The sequence below is a fragment of the Amycolatopsis sp. NPDC114503 genome (assembly GCF_055633655.1).
Genome location: NZ_JBVKDT010000005.1, coordinates 335,677 through 353,702, shown reverse-complemented (window position 1 = coordinate 353,702; position 18,026 = coordinate 335,677). Strand labels below are relative to the sequence as shown.

Annotated in this window: 19 protein-coding genes; 11 read left to right on the top strand and 8 right to left on the bottom strand. The window is 68.6% G+C overall.

Annotation, left to right across the window (positions count from 1 at the left end):
• A complete protein-coding gene (locus ACZ7OI_RS23430; protein WP_470266311.1) occupies positions 1 to 696 on the top strand; it encodes a class I SAM-dependent methyltransferase in 696 nt (231 codons plus the stop codon).
• Here the strand turns inward: ACZ7OI_RS23430 and ybaK are convergent.
• Entirely contained in the window at positions 693 to 1,172 is a 480-nt protein-coding gene (ybaK, locus tag ACZ7OI_RS23425; protein ID WP_470266310.1) for a Cys-tRNA(Pro) deacylase, read from the bottom strand. The genes ACZ7OI_RS23430 and ybaK overlap by 4 nt on opposite strands.
• A 189-nt stretch (positions 1,173 to 1,361) precedes the next feature.
• Here ybaK and ACZ7OI_RS23420 point away from each other — a divergent pair, with 189 nt between their 5' ends.
• Together ACZ7OI_RS23420 and rsrA are read left to right on the top strand one after the other, a co-directional pair.
• Positions 1,362 to 1,988, top strand: coding sequence for a sigma-70 family RNA polymerase sigma factor (locus tag ACZ7OI_RS23420; RefSeq protein WP_037816837.1), 627 nt, complete (start codon positions 1,362 to 1,364; stop codon positions 1,986 to 1,988).
• On the top strand, positions 1,985 to 2,308 hold the full coding sequence (gene rsrA / locus ACZ7OI_RS23415) for a mycothiol system anti-sigma-R factor (RefSeq protein WP_116202568.1): 324 nt from the start codon (positions 1,985 to 1,987) through the stop codon (positions 2,306 to 2,308). The genes ACZ7OI_RS23420 and rsrA overlap by 4 nt, the downstream gene beginning before the upstream one ends.
• A 63-nt stretch (positions 2,309 to 2,371) precedes the next feature.
• Here rsrA and ACZ7OI_RS23410 read toward each other — a convergent pair whose 3' ends face one another.
• Positions 2,372 to 2,446: a 50S ribosomal protein bL37 gene (locus ACZ7OI_RS23410; protein ID WP_098515123.1), complete on the bottom strand. Its 75-nt coding sequence runs from the start codon at positions 2,444 to 2,446 to the stop codon at positions 2,372 to 2,374.
• 192 nt (positions 2,447 to 2,638) lie between these two features.
• Between ACZ7OI_RS23410 and ACZ7OI_RS23405 the strand changes: the two genes are divergently transcribed.
• A complete protein-coding gene (locus ACZ7OI_RS23405; RefSeq protein WP_470266309.1) occupies positions 2,639 to 4,159 on the top strand; it encodes a sensor histidine kinase in 1,521 nt (506 codons plus the stop codon).
• Positions 4,160 to 4,203: 44 nt separating this feature from the next.
• Positions 4,204 to 5,160 carry a GNAT family N-acetyltransferase gene (locus ACZ7OI_RS23400; protein ID WP_470266308.1) on the top strand — a complete coding sequence of 319 codons (957 nt, stop codon included), beginning with the start codon at positions 4,204 to 4,206 and terminating at the stop codon, positions 5,158 to 5,160.
• A 266-nt stretch (positions 5,161 to 5,426) separates the two neighbouring features.
• Here the strand turns inward: ACZ7OI_RS23400 and ACZ7OI_RS23395 are convergent, their stop codons facing one another.
• Entirely contained in the window at positions 5,427 to 5,681 is a 255-nt protein-coding gene (locus ACZ7OI_RS23395; RefSeq protein ID WP_009082948.1) for a WhiB family transcriptional regulator, read from the bottom strand.
• 271 nt (positions 5,682 to 5,952) lie between these two features.
• A complete protein-coding gene (locus ACZ7OI_RS23390) occupies positions 5,953 to 6,879 on the bottom strand; it encodes a diacylglycerol/lipid kinase family protein (RefSeq protein WP_116202565.1) in 927 nt (308 codons plus the stop codon).
• 353 nt (positions 6,880 to 7,232) lie between these two features.
• On the opposite strand from ACZ7OI_RS23390, the gene ACZ7OI_RS23385 reads away from it, so the two are divergent.
• Complete coding sequence (locus ACZ7OI_RS23385; protein WP_470235902.1) at positions 7,233 to 7,715, top strand: hypothetical protein; 483 nt, start codon at positions 7,233 to 7,235, stop codon at positions 7,713 to 7,715.
• 120 nt (positions 7,716 to 7,835) lie between these two features.
• Entirely contained in the window at positions 7,836 to 9,425 is a 1,590-nt protein-coding gene (locus ACZ7OI_RS23380; protein ID WP_470266307.1) for an alpha/beta hydrolase, read from the top strand.
• A gap of 51 nt (positions 9,426 to 9,476) precedes the next feature.
• On the opposite strand, the gene ACZ7OI_RS23375 is transcribed toward ACZ7OI_RS23380, so the two are convergent.
• Positions 9,477 to 9,959, bottom strand: a complete 483-nt coding sequence (locus ACZ7OI_RS23375) for a GNAT family N-acetyltransferase (RefSeq protein ID WP_470266306.1) — start codon at positions 9,957 to 9,959, stop codon at positions 9,477 to 9,479.
• Between the two features lies 1 nt (position 9,960).
• Positions 9,961 to 10,551, bottom strand: coding sequence for an acid phosphatase (locus ACZ7OI_RS23370; protein ID WP_449670460.1), 591 nt, complete (start codon positions 10,549 to 10,551; stop codon positions 9,961 to 9,963).
• Between the two features lie 86 nt (positions 10,552 to 10,637).
• Here ACZ7OI_RS23370 and ACZ7OI_RS23365 point away from each other — a divergent pair, with 86 nt between their 5' ends.
• Entirely contained in the window at positions 10,638 to 11,114 is a 477-nt protein-coding gene (locus ACZ7OI_RS23365) for a hotdog fold domain-containing protein (protein WP_470266305.1), read from the top strand.
• Positions 11,115 to 11,238: 124 nt separating this feature from the next.
• Complete coding sequence (locus tag ACZ7OI_RS23360; protein ID WP_470266304.1) at positions 11,239 to 12,861, top strand: GMC oxidoreductase; 1,623 nt, start codon at positions 11,239 to 11,241, stop codon at positions 12,859 to 12,861.
• Here ACZ7OI_RS23360 and ACZ7OI_RS23355 read toward each other — a convergent pair.
• Positions 12,858 to 13,466 carry a dTDP-4-dehydrorhamnose 3,5-epimerase family protein gene (locus ACZ7OI_RS23355; protein WP_470266303.1) on the bottom strand — a complete coding sequence of 203 codons (609 nt, stop codon included), beginning with the start codon at positions 13,464 to 13,466 and terminating at the stop codon, positions 12,858 to 12,860. The two genes, ACZ7OI_RS23360 and ACZ7OI_RS23355, sit on opposite strands and share 4 nt — an antisense overlap.
• Positions 13,467 to 13,837: 371 nt before the next feature.
• Here ACZ7OI_RS23355 and ACZ7OI_RS23350 point away from each other — a divergent pair, with 371 nt between their 5' ends.
• Positions 13,838 to 15,019 carry an NAD(P)-dependent malic enzyme gene (locus ACZ7OI_RS23350; protein ID WP_470266302.1) on the top strand — a complete coding sequence of 394 codons (1,182 nt, stop codon included), beginning with the start codon at positions 13,838 to 13,840 and terminating at the stop codon, positions 15,017 to 15,019.
• Between the two features lie 104 nt (positions 15,020 to 15,123).
• A complete protein-coding gene (locus ACZ7OI_RS23345; protein WP_470266301.1) occupies positions 15,124 to 15,993 on the top strand; it encodes a TIGR03620 family F420-dependent LLM class oxidoreductase in 870 nt (289 codons plus the stop codon).
• Between the two features lie 514 nt (positions 15,994 to 16,507).
• On the opposite strand, the gene ACZ7OI_RS23340 is transcribed toward ACZ7OI_RS23345, so the two are convergent.
• The gene (locus ACZ7OI_RS23340) at positions 16,508 to 17,932 is read right to left on the bottom strand and encodes a bis-aminopropyl spermidine synthase family protein (protein ID WP_470266300.1); all 1,425 of its coding nucleotides are present in this window, start codon (positions 17,930 to 17,932) and stop codon (positions 16,508 to 16,510) included.
• Positions 17,933 to 18,026 lie beyond the last annotated feature (94 nt).

The following is an 18,026-nucleotide window of genomic DNA, read 5'->3' as shown; positions in this document are numbered from 1 at the left end:
ATGGCTGCCAACGACTACGACACTTTCGGCGAGGCTTACGCGATCGAAACCGAGCACAGTCTCATCAACGCCTACTACACCCGCCCCGCGATTCTGGATCTCGCCGGAGACGTGGCAGGCAGACGGATTCTCGATGCGGGCTGCGGTGCCGGGCCGCTGTTCGCCTCGCTGAGGGACCGCGGCGCGCACGTGAGCGGGTTCGATTTCAGCACCACCATGGTCGAGCTCGCCCGGAAAAGACTCGGCGAGGACGCGGACCTCCGGGTCGCCGACATCAGCCAGCCACTGCCCTACGCCGACCAGGAATTCGACGACGTCATCGCGGCCTTGGTGCTGCACTACCTGGAGGACTGGACCGCCCCGCTGGCCGAACTGCGGCGGATCATCCGGCCTGGCGGGCGACTGATCCTGGCGGTCAACCACCCGATCATCTACAAAATCGTTCACCCCGAGGGCAACTACTTCGCCACCGAAAGATGGTCCGAGGAGTACACCTTCAACGGTCAGAAGGGCGTGCTCGAATACTGGCATCGCCCGCTGCACGCGATGTCCAACGCCTTTACCAAGGCCGGATTCCGCACGGCAGTGATCAGCGAGCCCTATCCGGCAGAAGGTGCCCGGGAGAAGTTCCCGGACGAAATGCAAGGCAAGGAAGCCTTCCTCTGCTTCCTGTTCTTCGTCCTCGAAGCCGCTTAACCCGCCGCGATCCCGGCCACCACCGCGCCGGTCAGCCGGACCAGCTCAGCCGGGTCCAGTTCCACCTCAAGCCCCCGCCGCCCGCCGGAGCAGAACATCGTCGGGTAGTCCAGCGCCGAGCCGTCCACGACCACCGGCAGGCGGCTCCGGTGGCCGAGCGGCGAAATCCCGCCGAGCACGTACCCGGTAGCCCGCTGAGCAGCGGACGGATCGGCCATTTTCGCCTTCTTGCCGCCCGCCGCCGCGGCCAGGGCTTTCAGGTCCAGCTGGCCGGTGACCGGCACCACGCCGACGACGAGTTTTCCGTCCACGTCCGCGACCAGGGTTTTGAACACCCGGCCCGGCTCCAGGCCCAGCGCTTCCACCGCCTCCAGGCCGAACGACTCCGCCCGGGGATCGTGGTCGTAGGTGTGCACGGTGTGCGGCACCTTCTGCTTCTGCAGCAGCGCCGTCGCCGGAGTGCCCTTGCCCGCCATGGCGGCGAGTCTACGAAACCGTCCGGGAATGCCCGGTCGGCACGTTCTGTTACACCCATCGTGACCACCACGCTCGCCACTCCCCGCGCCAGCAGGAGCCGTCCCGGGACCGGCTTCCCGAACCCCCGCGTAAACTCGGTGCTGCCGTATGCGCAGACGCGCATCGACGCCGAACGGGAAGGGAACGGTTTGCCGAGCACCCCCAACTCCGCGCCGGAGACGGCGGCCGACGAACTGGAGCTCGCCGAGCGCTTCGAGCGCGACGCGATGCCCCTGCTCGACCAGCTATACGCGGCCGCGATGCGGATGACCCGCAACCCGTCCGACGCCGAGGACCTGGTCCAGGAGACCTACCTGAAGGCGTACGCGGCGTTCGCGTCCTTCAAGGCGGGCACGAACCTCAAGGCGTGGATGTACCGCATCCTCACCAACACCTACATCAACGGCTACCGCAAACGTCAGCGGCAGCCGGTGCAGCAGCCCACGGACGAGATCAGCGACTGGCAGATCGCCAGGGCGGAAAGCCACACTTCCGCCGGTCTTCGCTCGGCCGAGGTCGAGGCGATGGACAACCTCCCGGACACCGACGTGAAGGCGGCTTTGCAGAAGCTGCCCGAGGAGTTCCGGCTCGCGGTCTACCTCGCCGACGTCGAGGGCTTCGCGTACAAGGAGATCGCCGAGATCATGGACACTCCGATCGGCACCGTGATGTCCAGGCTGCACCGCGGCCGCGCGCAGCTGCGCGACCTGCTGGCCGACGTCGCGCGCGAGCGCGGCTTCATCCGGGGGAACCGCGAGGAGGTGGCGAAACGATGAGCTCGGAAGACGTGCCCGCGGAGAAGATGCCCTGCGAGGACGCGCTCGCGGAGATCTACCTGCTGCTGGACCGCGAATGCAGTCCGGAGCGGGACGCGGAACTGCGCAGGCACATCGAGGACTGCCCGCCGTGCCTCGAGGAGTACGGCATCGACGAGCAGCTCAAGCACCTGCTGGCCCGCAAATGCGGCGGCGACCTCGCCCCGGCGGAGCTGAAGAGCAGGCTGCGCGCGTCGATCCGGCAGACCGTCGCCACGCAGGGCGGCGTCACCGTGGAGCGCACCGAGATCACCGTGGAACAGCGCACCAGCCGCGACTGACCACCACGACAACGGCCCCCGTACCGATCAGGTGCGGGGGCCGTGTCAGGTCCTGGCGCGGACTCAGGCGTTGGGCTTCTTGCCGTGGTTGGCGCCGTTCTTCTTGCGGTCGCGACGCTTGCGGGCGCGCTTCGACATGTTCTCTCCTCGGGTGTCCGCTGAGTGGCCCGGGGCGGGGTGCGACACACCGGCCGGGCACGGGTCAACCGCTCAAGTGTGTCATGCGGCTCCTCCACACCTCGGTGGCGCCCGCCGTACGCTCTGGTTGGATGGACTCAGGAGGTGCGCAGGCATGAACGAACACACCGCATTCGAGGGCGGCCGGTAGCCGTGTCGACCCTTTCCGACCTGCTCGCCGAGAACACCGGCCTCCCCGGCGAAGCGGCTGACCACCTGCAGACCGTCGTCGCGGAGTGGCAGCTGCTGGCCGACCTTTCGTTCGCCGATTTCCTGCTCTGGGTTCCGGTTTCCGCCGAACACCAGCCCGAGGGCGGCGATTTCGTGTGCGTCGCGCACGCCCGGCCGACCACCGCGCCGACCGCGCATCCCGAGGACGTCGTCGGCACCCGGTTCACCGTGGACGAGCACCCGCAGCTGGCCAAGGCCATGCGCGAGGTGAAGATCTGCCGCGAGGAAGACCCGCACTGGTACCGCGACCTGCCGATGCGCCGCGAAGCGGTGCCGGTGAGCTTCGGCGGCGAGGTGATCGCCGTGCTGAGCCGCGAGACCAACCTCGCCGCGCCGCGCGTGCCGAGCCCGCTGGAGATCGCCTACCTCGGCAGCGCGGGCGACCTGTGCCAGATGATCGTGGACGGCACCTTCCCGCCCGCCGGCGGCAACCAGACCGACACGCACACCAGCCCGCGCGTCGGCGACGGCCTCGTCCGGCTCGACCAGGCCGGCACCGTCGTCTTCGCCAGCCCGAACGGCCTGTCCGCCTACCACCGGATGGGCCACGAATCGGACCTCGTCGGGCAGCGGCTGGCCCCGCTCACCCGGTCGCTGATCCGCGACCCGTTCGACGCCACCGAGGTGTCGCACCGGATCATCGAGGCCCTCGACGGCAAGCCGTCCACCCGCACCGAGGCCGATTCGAAGCGTGGTGCGGTGGTCCTGTTCCGTGCGCTGCCGCTGCGCCCGGCCGGACAGCCCGCGGGTGCGTTGGTGCTGGTCCGCGACGTCACCGAGGTCAAGCGCCGCGACCGCGCGCTGATGTCGAAGGACGCCACGATCCGCGAGATTCACCACCGCGTGAAGAACAACCTGCAGACCGTCGCCGCGCTGCTGCGGCTGCAATCGCGGCGCACCACGAGCGACGAGGCCCGGCTGGCGCTGGGCGAATCGGTGCGGCGGGTGTCGTCGATCGCGATGGTGCACGAGGCGTTGTCGATCTCCGTCGACGAGCGCGTGGACCTGGACAAGCTGCTCGACAACGTGCTCCCGATGGTCGGCGAGGTCGCCACCGCGGAATCGAAGGTCGGGATGAGCCGCAAGGGCTCGTTCGGCGTGGTCGTGGCCGAGATCGCGACGCCGCTGGTGATGGTGCTGGCCGAACTGGTGCAGAACGCGATCGAGCACGCGTTCCCGCAGGGACGGCCGGGCAAGGTCGAGCTGATCGTGGAGCGGTCGGCGCGCTGGCTGGACATCCTGATCCGCGACAACGGCCGCGGGCTGCCGTCCGGGTTCTCGCTGGAGCGCAGCGACGGGCTGGGCCTGCAGATCGTGCGGACTCTGGTCGAATCGGAGCTGCGCGGGTCGCTTTCGCTGCGCCAGGTCCGGACCGACGAGGCGGGCAACCGGGTGCCGGGCACCGAAGCGGCGCTGCGGATCCCGTTGTCGCGGCGGCTCTAGAAAATCCGGCGACAGCCTGGTGACGCCGGATTACTGTCCGGCGCATGCCTGACGTCACGTGGCGGCCGCTCACGAAAGCGGACGCCCAGTCCTCGGCCGATCTGCTCAACGCCATCGAAACGGTCGACCGGATCGGCGAGTACTACACCGCGGAAGACACTCTCCAGGAACTGGTCGATCCGTACGCCGATCTCGAACGCGCGAGTCTCGCCGCCTTCGACGGCGAGCGCATGGTCGGCTACATGAAGATCCGCTACAAGCAATTCGCGGACGAGGTCGACCGGATGCTTCTCGACGGAGGGGTTCATCCGGCGTACCGCCGTCGCGGAATCGGCACCACGCTCGTGGCGGCCGGGATCGACGCCGCGAAGATCGTGCACGCGGCGCGGCACCCGGCGCTCAGGCTGGTGGTGGACGTCCACAAAGCCGAGCACATCGCGGGGGTGCCGGAACTCGTTCGCTCGCAAGGGTTCGCGCCGGTCCGCTATTTCCAGCGGATGGAGCATCCGCTCGGCGGCCCCGTCGCGGCGGTGCCCGACGGGTTTCAGGCCGAGCAGTGGTCGGCGGAGAACGCGGACGAGTTCCGGCTCGTCCGCAACGAGTCCTTTGTGGACCATTGGTCCGCAGCGCCGCTGTCGAAGGAGGCGTGGCAGAACAAGCCCGCCAACCACACCCTGCGGCCGGAACTCAGCTTCCTGCTGCGGGACAAGGAAACCGGGGTTCCGGCGAGTCTCGTGCTGGCCAACTCCTGGGCCGCTGACTCCGAGGCGACGGGAATTCGCGACGCGCACTTCATGGTGATCGGAACCCGCCCCGCTGACCGGAGCCGCGGGCTCGCCAGCGCGGCGATCGGGTGTGCGTTGCGGGCTGCCGCCGAAAACGGCTACGACCAAGCCAGTCTGGTGGTGGATTCGGCGAGCCCGTCCGGAGCGCCCGGAGTTTTCGCGCGCGCCGGATTCACGCCGAAGACACGTTACGTGCGCTGGGCGCTCGAAGTCTGAGTGCGTCCACATCGGACCCCAGACGCGTTGAAGGGCCGGTACCCGTGAAGCTCGGCGGTACCGGCCCGTTCAACGTTCCGCGGGAGGACTTGGATAGTCCTGGGTGAGGCGGCACCCGGATGCGGGGTGGCCGACCTCGGTTGTTACGCTCGAACCGGGTATGTGTCGCCATGTGCGGCACGGGCACGCGAATGCCCGCCGGGCGAAAGTCCGGTCCGAGGTGGTGGTGCTTGCGATTCTGGGTGCTGCAGCTGAGTCGTAAAGACTCAGGCGGTGGTACGCGTGCCGATGTGCGTACGGCGGCGCTTGAGCGCGCGTCGCTCGTCTTCGCTCATTCCGCCCCAGACGCCGGCGTCCTGGCCGCTGGCCAAAGCCCAGGCCAGGCAGTCGGAAGCCGCGGGGCAGCGGTGGCACACGGCCTTCGCCTCGGAGACCTGCAACAGAGCCGGACCGCTGGTTCCCACCGGGAAGAACAGCTCGGGGTCCTCATCTCGGCAGGCCGCGTCGTGGCGCCAGTCCATGTTCGTGAGCTCCTTCACAGTGACGCGGGAGGGCCGCGCCACAGTAGTGGCGGTCGTGTTTTTGGGTGCTTGTGAATGCTTTCACGAAGCACCGCGTTCGACAAGGGTTTCGACAAGATCGGTGAGTCAGCTCACCCGGCCGAGCTATGCCTCTGACCTGCGGTTTCGTTCTGAAAATGTCCGCTCGCCGGAAGGCCGGTGCGGTGAACGGAGGGTTTGCGTCGCCGAGCGGCAGGGCGCACTTTGCCGCGGGCGATCAGTGGTCACTCGGCTATCCGACTACGGTGAGTGCATCGGGAACGCTCTGGAACTCGACCCGGGTGCGTTGCCCGACGAGGTCCCCGTCGACCTGGAAGTTGACCGGTTCAGCTGCGTCGATGCGGATCAGAGGCACATCGTCGCGGCGGAGCAGACGGCGGCCGTGCTGATCGCTCTCCGTGAGGAGAGCTTGCCGTACATGCGTGAACACGGTGGGCAATCGCAGACCGTTCAACGCGAACAGGCCCAATCCGGTCTCGAACGAGCAGCCGGAGTTGAGGTGGACCGGACGTTCCCCGAGGTAAGTCCACGGATCGGTGTTCGACACGAACGCGGTCACCGCCTCGGCCGGCTCCTCGCCGGGGATCCGGACGGTCAGCGCCGGGCGCCCGAGCGGAGGACGGAAGTAGGAGCGGACGGCGGCCCGCAGATAGAGGCTCGCGCTGGTTTGCTTGCCGCGCCGTTTCGCGACGCGGCCGACGACGTCGGCGTCCCAGCCGAGCCCCGCGTTGAAGGTGAACCAGTGCCCGTCGGCCAGCCCGAGGCCGATCCGCCGGGTCCGTTCGGTTTCCAGCGCGGTGAGCAGCTGGTGGGTCGCCTCGACCGGATCGGCGGGCAGTCCGGCCGCGCGCGCGAACACGTTGGCCGAGCCGCCCGGCACGACGCCGAGCATCGGGACGGACCCGGAGCGTCCGGGAGCGCCCGCGGAATCGGCGAGCAGGCCGTTGACGACCTCGTTGACCGTGCCGTCGCCGCCGTGCGCCACCACCAGGTCGTAGCCGTCCCTCGCCGCCGAACGGGCCACCGCGAGCGCGTGCCCGCGGTAGTCGGTTTCGACGACGTCCAGCTTCACCTGGCTGGCCAGCGCGTGCGCCAGCACGTCCCGGCCACCCGCGGTGGTCGAGGTGGCCTGGGGGTTCACGACAAGGATGGCGCGCACTACCGCAGGGTAAGTGCTTTCCGCCCGGCGGACGTACCTCCAGCGCCACATGGTGACGCGAAGCTCAGCCGCTTGCGCACGCCGTCCCGGCTCGGTGACCTGTGGCGACCCTGTGGCGGGCGGTCCTCCTCTGCAGACGGCGAAAACTCCGCGCGTCGTGACAAGTGCACCCGGGCCGACCGCCCGCTCATCGACGACTACCCCGATTTTCTCTTCGGCCGCCGCCCCGGAAAACGGCCGACCGGGTGGCATACGATCGGTAGTGCTCACGCACGGTGACTCGCGCTGGTCGGGTGGCTGTGCCCCGGCAAGTTCCCGCGAAGTTCCGCACAGCAGCTGAAAGGGCCGCGACCGTGTCTCATCCCGAGAATCCGCCGCCCACCCCGTTCGAGGTCCGCCTCGCCGGCGTCCTGACCGGGCTGCCCGGGCTGGGCCTGCTGGTCTTCGGCGTGGTGCTGCTGGTGCACGGATTGCGGACCCCGCCGATCCCGGGCAACAACGTGTGGGCGGAATTCGGCACCTACGCGGTTCTCGCGCTGATCTTCCTGGCCGCTTCGGTCGGACTGCTGCTCGGCCAGACGTGGGCGCGTTCGCCCGGCGTCGTCGTGGCGCTGCTGTTGATCGGGGTCGGCTGGTACCTGCTGGGGCCGTCCGGACAGCCGCTGTGGGGCGTGCCGATCGGGCTGTGCGGGCTGGCGGCGCTGGTGTTGCTGTTCCGCCGTCCGTCGCGGGCGTGGGCGCTCGGAATGCACGACGACGAGACCGAGGAAGAAGCGGCCGAGCGCGGCGGTCTCGCGGGGCGGCGTGCCGAGCGGGAGCGCCGCGAACAGGATTGAGCGACAGTGACGTCACGTCATAGCGGACAGGTGACGCGGCGGCACTGGTAGCGGCACCCCTCAGCCGATGGAATCGGGACTGCGCAACCGAATTCACCCGAATTCCGAAGAGGGGAACCCATGAGGAGACTGCGTCTCGTCGTGACCAGCACGGCGGCCCTGTGCGGACTGCTCGCCGGTGCGGCTCCGGCAGTGGCGAGTCCTGGTGCCGCCGAGGTCCCGGCCCGCTACACCGGGCAGGTGCTGGACTGGCACGCCTGCGCACCGGGCGAGCTGGCCGACCTGCCGCCGGGCACCGACATCTCGGGGCTCGAATGCTCCAGCTATCGCACGCCCCGGGACTGGGACCGCCCGGACGACGGGCAGTACCTGACCATCGCGATCAGCAGGCTCAAGTCCACCGGCGCCACCACGGCGTCGGTGCTCACCAACCCGGGCGGCCCCGGCGGCCCCGGCCGCTGGTTCCCGGTGCTGTTGCGCGGCCAAGACAAACTGCGCGAGCACCAGGAGATCATCGGCATCGACACCCGCGGCACCGGCCGCAGCACGAACGTCAGCTGCGGCGGAGCGTTCGGCACCGGCGCGGACCTTGATCCGCGGGACCGCGATCCGCGCAATCTGAACCAGATCGTCGACGCGACCCGGTACACCGCGACCGCCTGCCACCGGGCCGCGGGCGAGCTGGGGTCGTTGATCAGCACCTTCCAGAACGTCCGGGATCTCGACCTGCTGCGCACTCTGCTCGGCCGGGAACGGATCAACTGGATCGGGTACTCGGCGGGCACCTGGCTCGGCGCGCACTACGCCCAGCAGTTCCCGCGGCACACCGGCCGGTTCGTGCTGGATTCCTCGACCCAGTTCACCGGCAGCTGGCAGCAGTCGTTCGACTTCCAGCCGGTGGGCTACGAACGCCGCTGGCGGCAGGACTTCATGCCGTGGCTGGCGCGCTACGACGCCGAATACCACTTCGGCACCAGCGGCGAGGCGGCCCGGCAGACCTACGAAAGCGTCCGGTACGCGCTGACCCGCGCGCCGGTCGAGGTGAACGGCACGAAGCTCGGCGCGGTCGCGCTGGACTCCTTCATCATCGGCGCGCTCAAGGCCAAGAGCCAGTTCCCGGCCATCGCCTCCGTGCTGGTCCGGGTCAAAACGCTGACCGACGCGCGGGTTTCGGCGCAGGCGAAGGGCGACGCCCGGGCGGCGCTCGGCAAGACGTTGTCGGAGGCGAAGAAGACCGGCCCGATGGGCGTAGCGGCGCAGGCTGGTGCTGACGACGCGATGGTGTCGACGCTGATCACCACCCTGTGCAATGACGGGCCGTGGAAGGGGGACCGGCAGTCGCTGATCCGCCGGTCGCAGGAATACCTCGACCGGGGCATCACCCTGGACAGTTCGTTGTGGATGGGGCTCCAGGTCTGCGCGTTCTGGCCGGGACAGCCGCGGCCGATGCCGGTGCTGAACGGGAAGGGCGTGCCGCCGGTGGTGATCGTCCAGTCCGAGCACGACCCGGCCACGCCGATCGAAGGTGCGCGGAAGGCGCATGCCGCGTTCCAGAACTCGCGGATGCTGACCGTCACCGGGGAAGGCGACCACGGCATCTACGGAATCGGCGGCAACAAGGCCGTGGACAAGGTGGTCGACGACTACCTGGTCGACGGCGTTGTCCCGGCGGATCAAAGCTTGCCGGGGCTGCCGTTGCCGACGCCGTAAGCGGTCGTGAGTGCCTACGCCGGTTCTAACCGGCGTAGGCACTCACGAGTCTCACGCTTCTTTGGCGAGCACCTTCAACGGCTCGTCCGTCAGCCGATACACCGACCACTCGTCCTGCGGCAATGCCCCGAGCGCCCGGTAGAACCCGACCGCCGGGTTCCAGTTGAGCACCGACCACTCCAGCCGGTGGTAGCCCTTGTCCACGCACTCCGCGGCCAGCGTCGCCAGCAGCACCTTGCCGAGGCCCGAACCGCGCTGCTCCTCGCGCACGTACAGGTCTTCCAGGTAGATCCCGTGCGTGCCGCGCCAAGTCGAGAAGTTCAAGAACCACAAGGTGAATCCGGCGATCTCGCCGTCCGCTTCGGCCACGTGGCCGAACAGCGCGGGCGCCTCGCCGAACAGCGCGCCGTGCAGCTGCTCGGAGGTGAGATGGCATTCCTGCGGGGCGCGTTCGTACTCGGCCAGCGCGTAGACGAGCTCCACGACGGCGTCGACGTCTTCCGGCTTGATCCGCCGCACGCGGGGGTCGGTCACTTCATCCCTCCAACGCGGGCAGCAGGTTCAGGTGCTCGATCTGCGGTTCGCCGCGCTCGTCGCCGAGCACCGCGAGACCGGCCGGGTCCAGTCCGAAGTGGACGCCCGCGGTGCCGGGCAGGCCGAGCCAGCGCGCGACGAGCACGCGGCTGAAGTGCCCGTGCCCGACCAGGACGACGTCGCCGTTCTCGATTTCGCGCCGGGCCCGGTCGAGCACCTTGTCCGCGCGCGCCTGCACGTCCTCCGCGCTTTCGCCGCCGGGGATCGGGCGGGTCCAGACGGTCCAATCCGGAACCGTCTCGCGGATCTCCGGCGTGGTGACGCCTTCGTAGTCGCCGTAGTCCCATTCGGCCAGGTCCTCGGTGACCTCGTCCACGCGCAGGCCGGCGAGTTCCGCCGTGCGCAGCGCGCGGCCGCGCGGGCTGGAAAGCACCAGCCCGGGTCCGCCGAGCAGGGTTCGCAGGGTGCCGCCCGCCGCGCGCGCCTGGTCCTCGCCCGCCGGGGTCAGCGGGATGTCGGTGCGCCCGGTGTGCTTGCCGTTCGACGACCATTCGGTCTGGCCGTGCCGGAGAAGAAAGAGCCGATGTGCCACGCGGCCGAATATAGCCGGGGCGGGTTTGCCCGGCAGGCTCGTCGTATGCGAGGCTACTGACGAGTAACTTCACCTGGGAGGTGCTGATGGGTTCGCCGTCGACGTACGGGCTGTGGCGCAAGCTGGCCGCCAAACCCGGTGGCAAGCAGCTGTTTTCCGCCGCGATGTGCCTGCGCGTGCCCTACTTCGGCACCGTCTTGCCGAGCATCCGGGAGATCCGCCCCGGGCACTGTTCGGTGACCGCGCCGAAGTGGTGGGGTGTCCACAACCACATCAAGACCTTCCACGCGATCGCCGCCTGCAACCTCGCCGAAATCGCGATGGGCATGCTGGCCGAGGCCACCGTCCCGGCCACGCATCGGTGGCTGCCCAAGGGCATGGAAGTGAGTTACGTCGCGAAAGCCGAAACCGGGCTGCGGGCGATCGCCGAATTGCCGGAGATCCCCGAGTTCGGTTCCGAGGGATTCGATCTTCCGGTTCCGGTGCGGATCGTGGACGCCCGCGGGGCCGAAGTGGTCACCGCGACGATCACCGTGTGGGTCACGCCCCGGAAAGCCGCCTGACCGGCGAAACCTGTACTTCCCGTTCCCCCGGGCGAGTGAAAATTAACACCGTTTACTGGGCAAATGCGAATAGCGTTCGTTTTAGCCTTGCCAGGGTGCTCGGCACCACGTCAGCATGCCGGGCATGGCCTCCCTCAACCGTCGCCGATTCCTCGGCCTCGCCGCGCTGAACTCCGCCGCGGCCCTCGGACTGACCAGCATTTCGGCGACGACCGCGCGGGCCGCGACCGTCGCGCCGCTGCCGGACTATTCGCCCGCGGTGGTGATCGGCACCGGGTACGGCGCGGCGGTCACCGCGCTGCGGCTCGGCGAGGCGGGCGTGCCCACGGTGATGCTCGAAATGGGCCAGCTGTGGAACGAACCCGGCCCGGACGGCAAGGTCTTCTGCGACATGCTGAAGCCGGACCGGCGGTCGATGTGGTTCAAGAAGCGCACTGAAGCGCCGCTCGCCTCGTTCCTGTGGCTGGACGTCGCGAACCACGACATCGATCCGTACGCCGGAGTGCTGGACCGGGTGAACTACGGCGGGATGTCGGTGTACGTCGGGCGCGGCGTCGGCGGCGGATCGCTGGTGAACGGCGCGATGGCGGTGCAGCCGAAGCGTTCGTACTTCGAGGAAATCCTGCCGCAGGTGGACGCCGACGAGATGTACGGCAAGTACTACCCGCGCGCCAACGCCGGTCTCGGCGTGAACCACATCGACGAGGACTGGTTCGAGACCTGCAAGTCGTATCAGTTCGCGCGGGTTTCCCGGAAAGCCGCGCAGAAAACCGGGCTGAAGACCACGTTCGTGCCGAGCGTCTACGACTTCGAGTACATGAAGAAGGAAGAGGCGGGCACCGTCGAGCGTTCGGCGCTGGCGTCCGAGGTCATCTACGGCAACAACCACGGCAAACGCTCGCTGGACAAGACGTATCTCGCCGCCGCGCTCGGCACCGGGCACGTGACCATCCAGACGCTGCACCAGGTCCGCGAGATCATTCAGCAGCCGGACGGCACGTACACGCTCGTCGTGCGCGAGTCCGACGCGCTCGGCAACGTGCTCTCCACCAAGCACCTGTCCACGAAGTACCTCTTCCTCGGCGCGGGCAGCCTCGGTTCGACCGAACTGCTGGTGCGCGCCCGCGACACCGGACGGCTGCCGCGGCTGTCCGAGGCCGTCGGCCAGGGCTGGGGCACCAACGGCAACGTGATGCTCGGCCGGGCCAACCACGTGTGGGACACGACCGGCAGCCTGGAGGCCGGAATGCCCGCGCTCGGCATCGACGACTGGGACAACCCGACGCATCCGGTGTTCGCCGAGATCGCGCCGGTGCCCGCCGGCCTCGAGACGTGGGCGAGCCTGTACCTGGCGATCACCAAGAACCCGGAGCGCGGCCACTTCACCTACGACGCCGCCAGCGATTCGGCGAAACTGCAGTGGACGCCGGACCAGGGGCAGCCGTCGATCGACGCGGCGAAGTCGTTGTTCGACCGGATCAACAAGGCGAATTCCACGATCTACCGCTACGACCTCTTCGGCGACACGCGGGCGTTCGAGAACCGTTTCACCTACCACCCGCTCGGCGGATTGGTGCTCGGCGACGCGACGGACAACTACGGGCGCGTGAAGGGGTACCGGAATCTGTACGTGATGGACGGTTCGCTGATTCCGGGCAGCACCGGCGTGAACCCGTTCGTGACGATCACCGCGCTGGCCGAGCGCAATATCGAACGGGTCATCGCCGAGGACGGCGTGCGCGCCTAGCGGTGCGCTGACCGCAGCTTTTCGTAGTACGCCACACAATCCGCGTACGAGGGCAGCAGGCCCTGGCCGAGCGCTTCGGCCAGGGTCGGCGCTGCTTTGTCCTTTTCGGACACAATGGGCGCCAGTCCGGCGGGCCACGGCAGGTCCAGTGCCGGGTCGAGCGGGTTGATGCCGTGCTCGCCTGCCGGGTTGTACGGCTCCGAACAGAGATATGCCATCACGGTGTTGTCTTCCAGCGCGATGAAGGCGTGCCCGATGCCCTCCGCGACGTACACCGCGCGGAACTCGGCCGAGTCGATCCGCACCGAGTCCCATTCGCCGAACGTCGGCGAGCCGACGCGCAGGTCCACCACCACATCCAGCAGCGAACCGCTCGGGCAGTAGACGTACTTCGCCTGTCCCGGCGGGGTGTCGGCGAAGTGCACGCCGCGGATCGAGCCCGCTCGGGAAACGCTGTGGTTCGTCTGCGCGACCCGCAGCGGGTGCCCGGCCGCGCGGACGAACGCCTCCTCCTGGAACGGCGCGACGAAGAGCCCGCGTTCGTCGGGGAAGACGCGCGGGACGAACTCGAAAGCGTCGGGGACCTTGAGCGGGCGGAAGTCCATGGCCGTCACCATATCGAGTGCGATTTCCGGACCCGGAACGGAACTGCTTCCGAAACCGGACGGACGTCTTGGGAATCGCGAATCTGTGACATGAGCCGCACCGAGGGGTCGGGTCCGACCGGGGGCCTGTCATGATTGACGAACCGCAGCGTCGGCGGCCATCGCCACACCCCACGGATCGGATGGCCGTGCAGACGCCTCGCCGACAGGCCGGCGCTACCGCGCTGGGCTGCCGTCCGGAGGACGAGTTCCCACACGCGACGGGCGTGTTCGCCCGTCGACCAGGTGGTCCCCCGCTCGCAGTCCCAGGAGTACGTTCGATGACCCAGACCCATCCGCCCGCTTCCGTCATTCCCACGACAGGAACCCCGATGACCGACCAGGCCAGCACCGTCGCGGCCGTGACCGACGCCGAGATCTTCACCGGGCACGAGGGCGGCAAGCTCTCCGTGGCGGCGACCCGGCCGATCTCCGACCCGCGCGACCTCTCGATCGCCTACACGCCCGGCGTGGCGAAGGTGAGCCGCGCGATCGCCGAGGACGCGGCCAAGGCGAAGCGGTACACCTGGGCGGACCGGCTCGTGGCAGTGGTCAGCGACGGCACCGCGGTGCTCGGGCTCGGGGACATCGGCGCGAGCGCTTCACTGCCGGTCATGGAGGGCAAATCGGTCCTCTTCAAGACCTTCGGCGGGCTGGACTCGATCCCGCTGGTGCTCGACACCACCGACGTCGACGAGATCGTCGAGACCCTGGTCCGGCTGCGCCCGTCGTTCGGCGCGGTCAACCTCGAGGACATCTCCGCGCCGCGCTGCTTCGAGCTGGAGGACAAGCTCAAGGAAGCGCTGGACTGCCCGGTCATGCACGACGACCAGCACGGCACCGCGATCGTCACGCTCGCCGCGCTGCGCGGGGCGAATCTGGTGCTCGACCGCGACATCGCCGGCGAGCGAGTCGTGGTGTCCGGAGCGGGCGCGGCTGGGGTGGCCTGCGCGAAGATCCTGCTCGCGGCCGGCGTCGCGGACGTGACGGTGCTCGACTCGCGCGGCATCGTGCACGCCGGGCGCGACGACCTGAACCCGATCAAGCGGCAGCTGGTGGAGACCACGAACAAGGCAGGGCTGACCGGCGGGCTGGCCGAGGCGTTGCGCGGGGCGGACGTGTTCCTCGGCCTGTCCGGGGCGACGATCGACCCGTCGCTGCTGTCGACGATGGCGGATGACTCGATCGTGTTCGCGCTGTCCAATCCGGACCCGGAAGTGCATCCGGCGGTGGCCGCGCAGCACGCGGCGATCGTCGCTACTGGGCGGAGCGACTTCCCGAACCAGATCAACAACGTGCTGGCGTTCCCCGGGGTGTTCCGGGGGGCGCTGGACGCGGGGGCGCGGGCGATCACGGAGAACATGAAGCTGGCCGCCGCGGAGGCGATCGTTGCGGTGGCTTCGGATGATCTCGGGCGGGATCGGATCGTGCCGAGTCCGTTGGACCCTCGGGTTGCGCCGGAGGTGGCGGCCGCGGTGGCCAAGGCTGCTGAGCAGGATGGCGTGACTGGCTGAGGTTTTTTTCTCGGGAAAGGCTCCCCGGCTTTGGTGCCGGGGAGCCTTTTTTTGGCTCTGCTTTGGACTTGCTGGTCCATTTTTTGGTGGCCACGGTGGTCTTCATGAAGATCGGATTGCGCGGGTATGGGGTTTGGCAGGTCGGGGCGTTGACTACTCCGGCCATGGCTGCCGGGATCGAGGAGCTGGGGTACTCGGGGCTGTGGCTCGGTGGGCCTGGGGTCGATCTGGCGGGGATTGACGAGTTGCTGGGGGCTACCGAGTCGTTGGTGGTGGGGTCGAGCATCATCAATGTGTGGTCGGGGGATCCGGCGGTGCTGGCTGCTTCGTATCAGCGGGTGACGTCGAGGTTTCCTGGCCGGTTCGTGCTCGGGATCGGGGCTGGGCATCGGGAGCAGTCGGCGGGGTATGCGCGGCCGATGGATGCGGTTCGGCGGTTTCTCGATGTGTTGGATGAGGGCGGGGTGCCGGTTTCTGGGCGGGTGCTCGCTGCGTTAGGGCCGAGGATGCTGGAGTTGGCTGCGGAGAGGGCTGGTGGGGTGGTGCCGTATCTGGTTCCGCCTGGGCATACGAGGGTGGCTCGGGAGGCGGTGGGGGCTGGCGGGTTTGTGGCTCCCGAGCAGAAGGTGGTGGTGGATTCGGATCTGGTTCGGGCTCGGGAGGTGGCTCGGCCTCGGGTGGAGAATCCTTATTTGGGGTTGAGCAATTATGTGAGCAATTTGCGGCGGTTGGGGTATTCGGAGGAGGATTTGGCCGGGTCTGATCGGTTGATTGACGAAGTGGTCGCGTTGGGGGGTGTCGGCGCGGTTGCTCGGAGGTTGGGGGAGCATGTGGCGGCTGGGGCGGATCATGTTGTGGTGCAGGTGGTTACGGGGAAGTACCAGATGCATCCTGGGTTGCCGGGGGTGCGGTTGCAGGTTTATGACGATGAGGTGATTCGGGTTTATCGGGAGTTGGCTGGGGAGTTGTTTTAGGGGGCGGCTCGTCGCCTGGGGGCGACATTGCGCCTTGTTTAGTGGGGCACCCCGAAGCTCATTGTGATGACAGTCTGCGGGGGCTTGTCAAGGCGGGAAAGATGCCTTGACAAGCCCCCGCAGACTGCATTTTTGGCTTCGTATCGGGGTGCGGGGGTGGTGTGGGTGCGTTGGTGGGGTTGGGTGCGCGGGCTGCGGGTGGGTGGGTGGTGCGCGGGGGGTTGGGTGGTTGGTTGTGTTGGGTTCGCGGGCCGGGTGGGGTGGGGGCGGTCCGTGAAGGGGTCCTTGAGGGAATCTAGTTCCGTGAAGGGGCCCCTCACGGCCGTGCTGGTCGTGAGGGGGGCCCTGAGGGAATCAGAGTCCTGCAGGGTGGCCCTCACGGCCTGGCTGGCGACGCGCGAGTTCGGGCGAGGTGATTGCGCTGGTGCGGGGCGGGGACTGCGATCTGGCCGCTACGAGGTCTTCAATCTGGCCGCCCCAGCTGCTTCACCCTGGCGCCCCAGTTGCGCTGGGTTCAGTCGGGGAGAAGCTCCGCCAGCCGGTGTCGTGGCACGTCCACCAGGCGCAGGTCCGCCAAGTCCGCGGGGACGTTCAGTGCGGCGTTCGCCAGCCTCGCGTGGGCTCGGGTCAGCAGGTCGGACGGGTGGTCCACTACGTCTGCCGCGACGATTGCGTGGCGGTTGTCGGGGGTGCTGCGGAGCAGGCGCAGCCGATATTTGTCCGCCACCAGCGACGTCAGGGCTGCTTGGGCGGCGGCGTCTGCGAGGTCGGGGTGGTTGTTCGGTACCAGCAGCGCCAGGCGGCGGGCGTTCGTGCCCAGCAGGGTGCGCAGGAGCCATGGGCCGGGATCTGCCGAGAGGTCCATGGCGACGGCGTCGCCTTCCGGGCCGGACGTGGCCCAGCCGACGGGGCGGGTTTCCAGGGCTAGGCCGCCTTCGGAGGCGATTTCTCGGGCGGCTGCCAGCAGGCCCGGTTTAGTCGCGGCCGATTCTACTGACTGCGGGCCGTGGGTGTAGATCGCGGAGCTTCCCTTGCGGGCGAAGGACTTTTTCGCTTTGGCGGTGGGTTGGCAGACGTACAAGTCCGCTGCGCTGCCGATTGCTTGTGCGCCGGTGTAGCGGTTGAAGTCGGGGAGGATCGCTTCGAAGGTCAGGCCAAGGGTGGCTAGGGAACGCTGTACCTGTGCGCCTAGGGCGGGGTGGCGTGGGCTGTAGCCGTAGGCTAGGAGGATTCGGCCTTCGGTGGGTTCCTTCAAAGCCTGCACCGCGCGGGCGGCGAAGAGGCCCATGCCTTCTGGCGTGTAGGGCGGGTCGCTGAACACCAGGTCTGCTTTGCCGGTCAGGGCGGGCGGCAGGCCCACGCGCAGGTCGGCGTGGGCGGTGAAGATGGTGCGTTCGCCGGTTGTGTCCAGGTAGGACAGGACGCGTTCGTCCAGGTCCACTACGGACAGTTCGGCTTCCGGGCACACTGCGCGCACGGCAAGGGAGGTCAGGTCGTGGTCGCCGAGGAACAGGACCTTGCTGCGGCGGAGGTCGTAGCGAGAGTTCAGCCACAATGCGCGGCGCAGCACCGTCTCCGGGGTCGCTTGCACGTGGTCCAGGGCGGCTAGCGGCGGCGGGACGGCGGCGATTCGTTCGGCCAGCATGGTGAGCAGGGCGGGCTGGGCGGCGACGGCTGCGTCGAGGGGGTCGGGCAGAGAGGGCAGGGAGTAAGACGCGTAGGCGGGGCGCGCTTGGGGGGCGATCCGGACGCCGGCGGGGGAGCGTTCCAGGTCCGGTTCCAGCGCCGCCAACAGGTCTTCGACGCTTCGGCGCGGGGCAGCGGTGAGCCGCACTAGGTCGGGCAACTCGTACGAGCCGCTGCGCAGCAGGCCTAGCACTTCGTAGAGCGGGCGGACGGCGGCGCCGTGTGCGGCGAGGACGTCGTCTAGGGCGGTCACGGGGTTCGAGGGTAGTAGGCCACCCTCCGGGACGGGCTGCCAAGGCTGCGCGAGTGGGCTACCGTCGGACTCTGCACCGGACGTGGGGAGAAGT

Coding starts and splice junctions, on each gene's coding strand:
- ACZ7OI_RS23365 (WP_470266305.1), top strand. CDS start 10,638: ATGGGTTCGCCGTCGACGTACGGGCTGTGGCGCAAGCTGGCCGCCAAA.
- ACZ7OI_RS23430 (WP_470266311.1), top strand. CDS start 1: ATGGCTGCCAACGACTACGACACTTTCGGCGAGGCTTACGCGATCGAA.
- ybaK (WP_470266310.1), bottom strand. CDS start 1,172: ATGGCGGGCAAGGGCACTCCGGCGACGGCGCTGCTGCAGAAGCAGAAG.
- ACZ7OI_RS23400 (WP_470266308.1), top strand. CDS start 4,204: ATGCCTGACGTCACGTGGCGGCCGCTCACGAAAGCGGACGCCCAGTCC.
- rsrA (WP_116202568.1), top strand. CDS start 1,985: ATGAGCTCGGAAGACGTGCCCGCGGAGAAGATGCCCTGCGAGGACGCG.
- ACZ7OI_RS23380 (WP_470266307.1), top strand. CDS start 7,836: ATGAGGAGACTGCGTCTCGTCGTGACCAGCACGGCGGCCCTGTGCGGA.
- ACZ7OI_RS23395 (WP_009082948.1), bottom strand. CDS start 5,681: ATGGACTGGCGCCACGACGCGGCCTGCCGAGATGAGGACCCCGAGCTG.
- ACZ7OI_RS23355 (WP_470266303.1), bottom strand. CDS start 13,466: ATGGACTTCCGCCCGCTCAAGGTCCCCGACGCTTTCGAGTTCGTCCCG.
- ACZ7OI_RS23360 (WP_470266304.1), top strand. CDS start 11,239: ATGGCCTCCCTCAACCGTCGCCGATTCCTCGGCCTCGCCGCGCTGAAC.
- ACZ7OI_RS23345 (WP_470266301.1), top strand. CDS start 15,124: ATGAAGATCGGATTGCGCGGGTATGGGGTTTGGCAGGTCGGGGCGTTG.
- ACZ7OI_RS23350 (WP_470266302.1), top strand. CDS start 13,838: ATGACCGACCAGGCCAGCACCGTCGCGGCCGTGACCGACGCCGAGATC.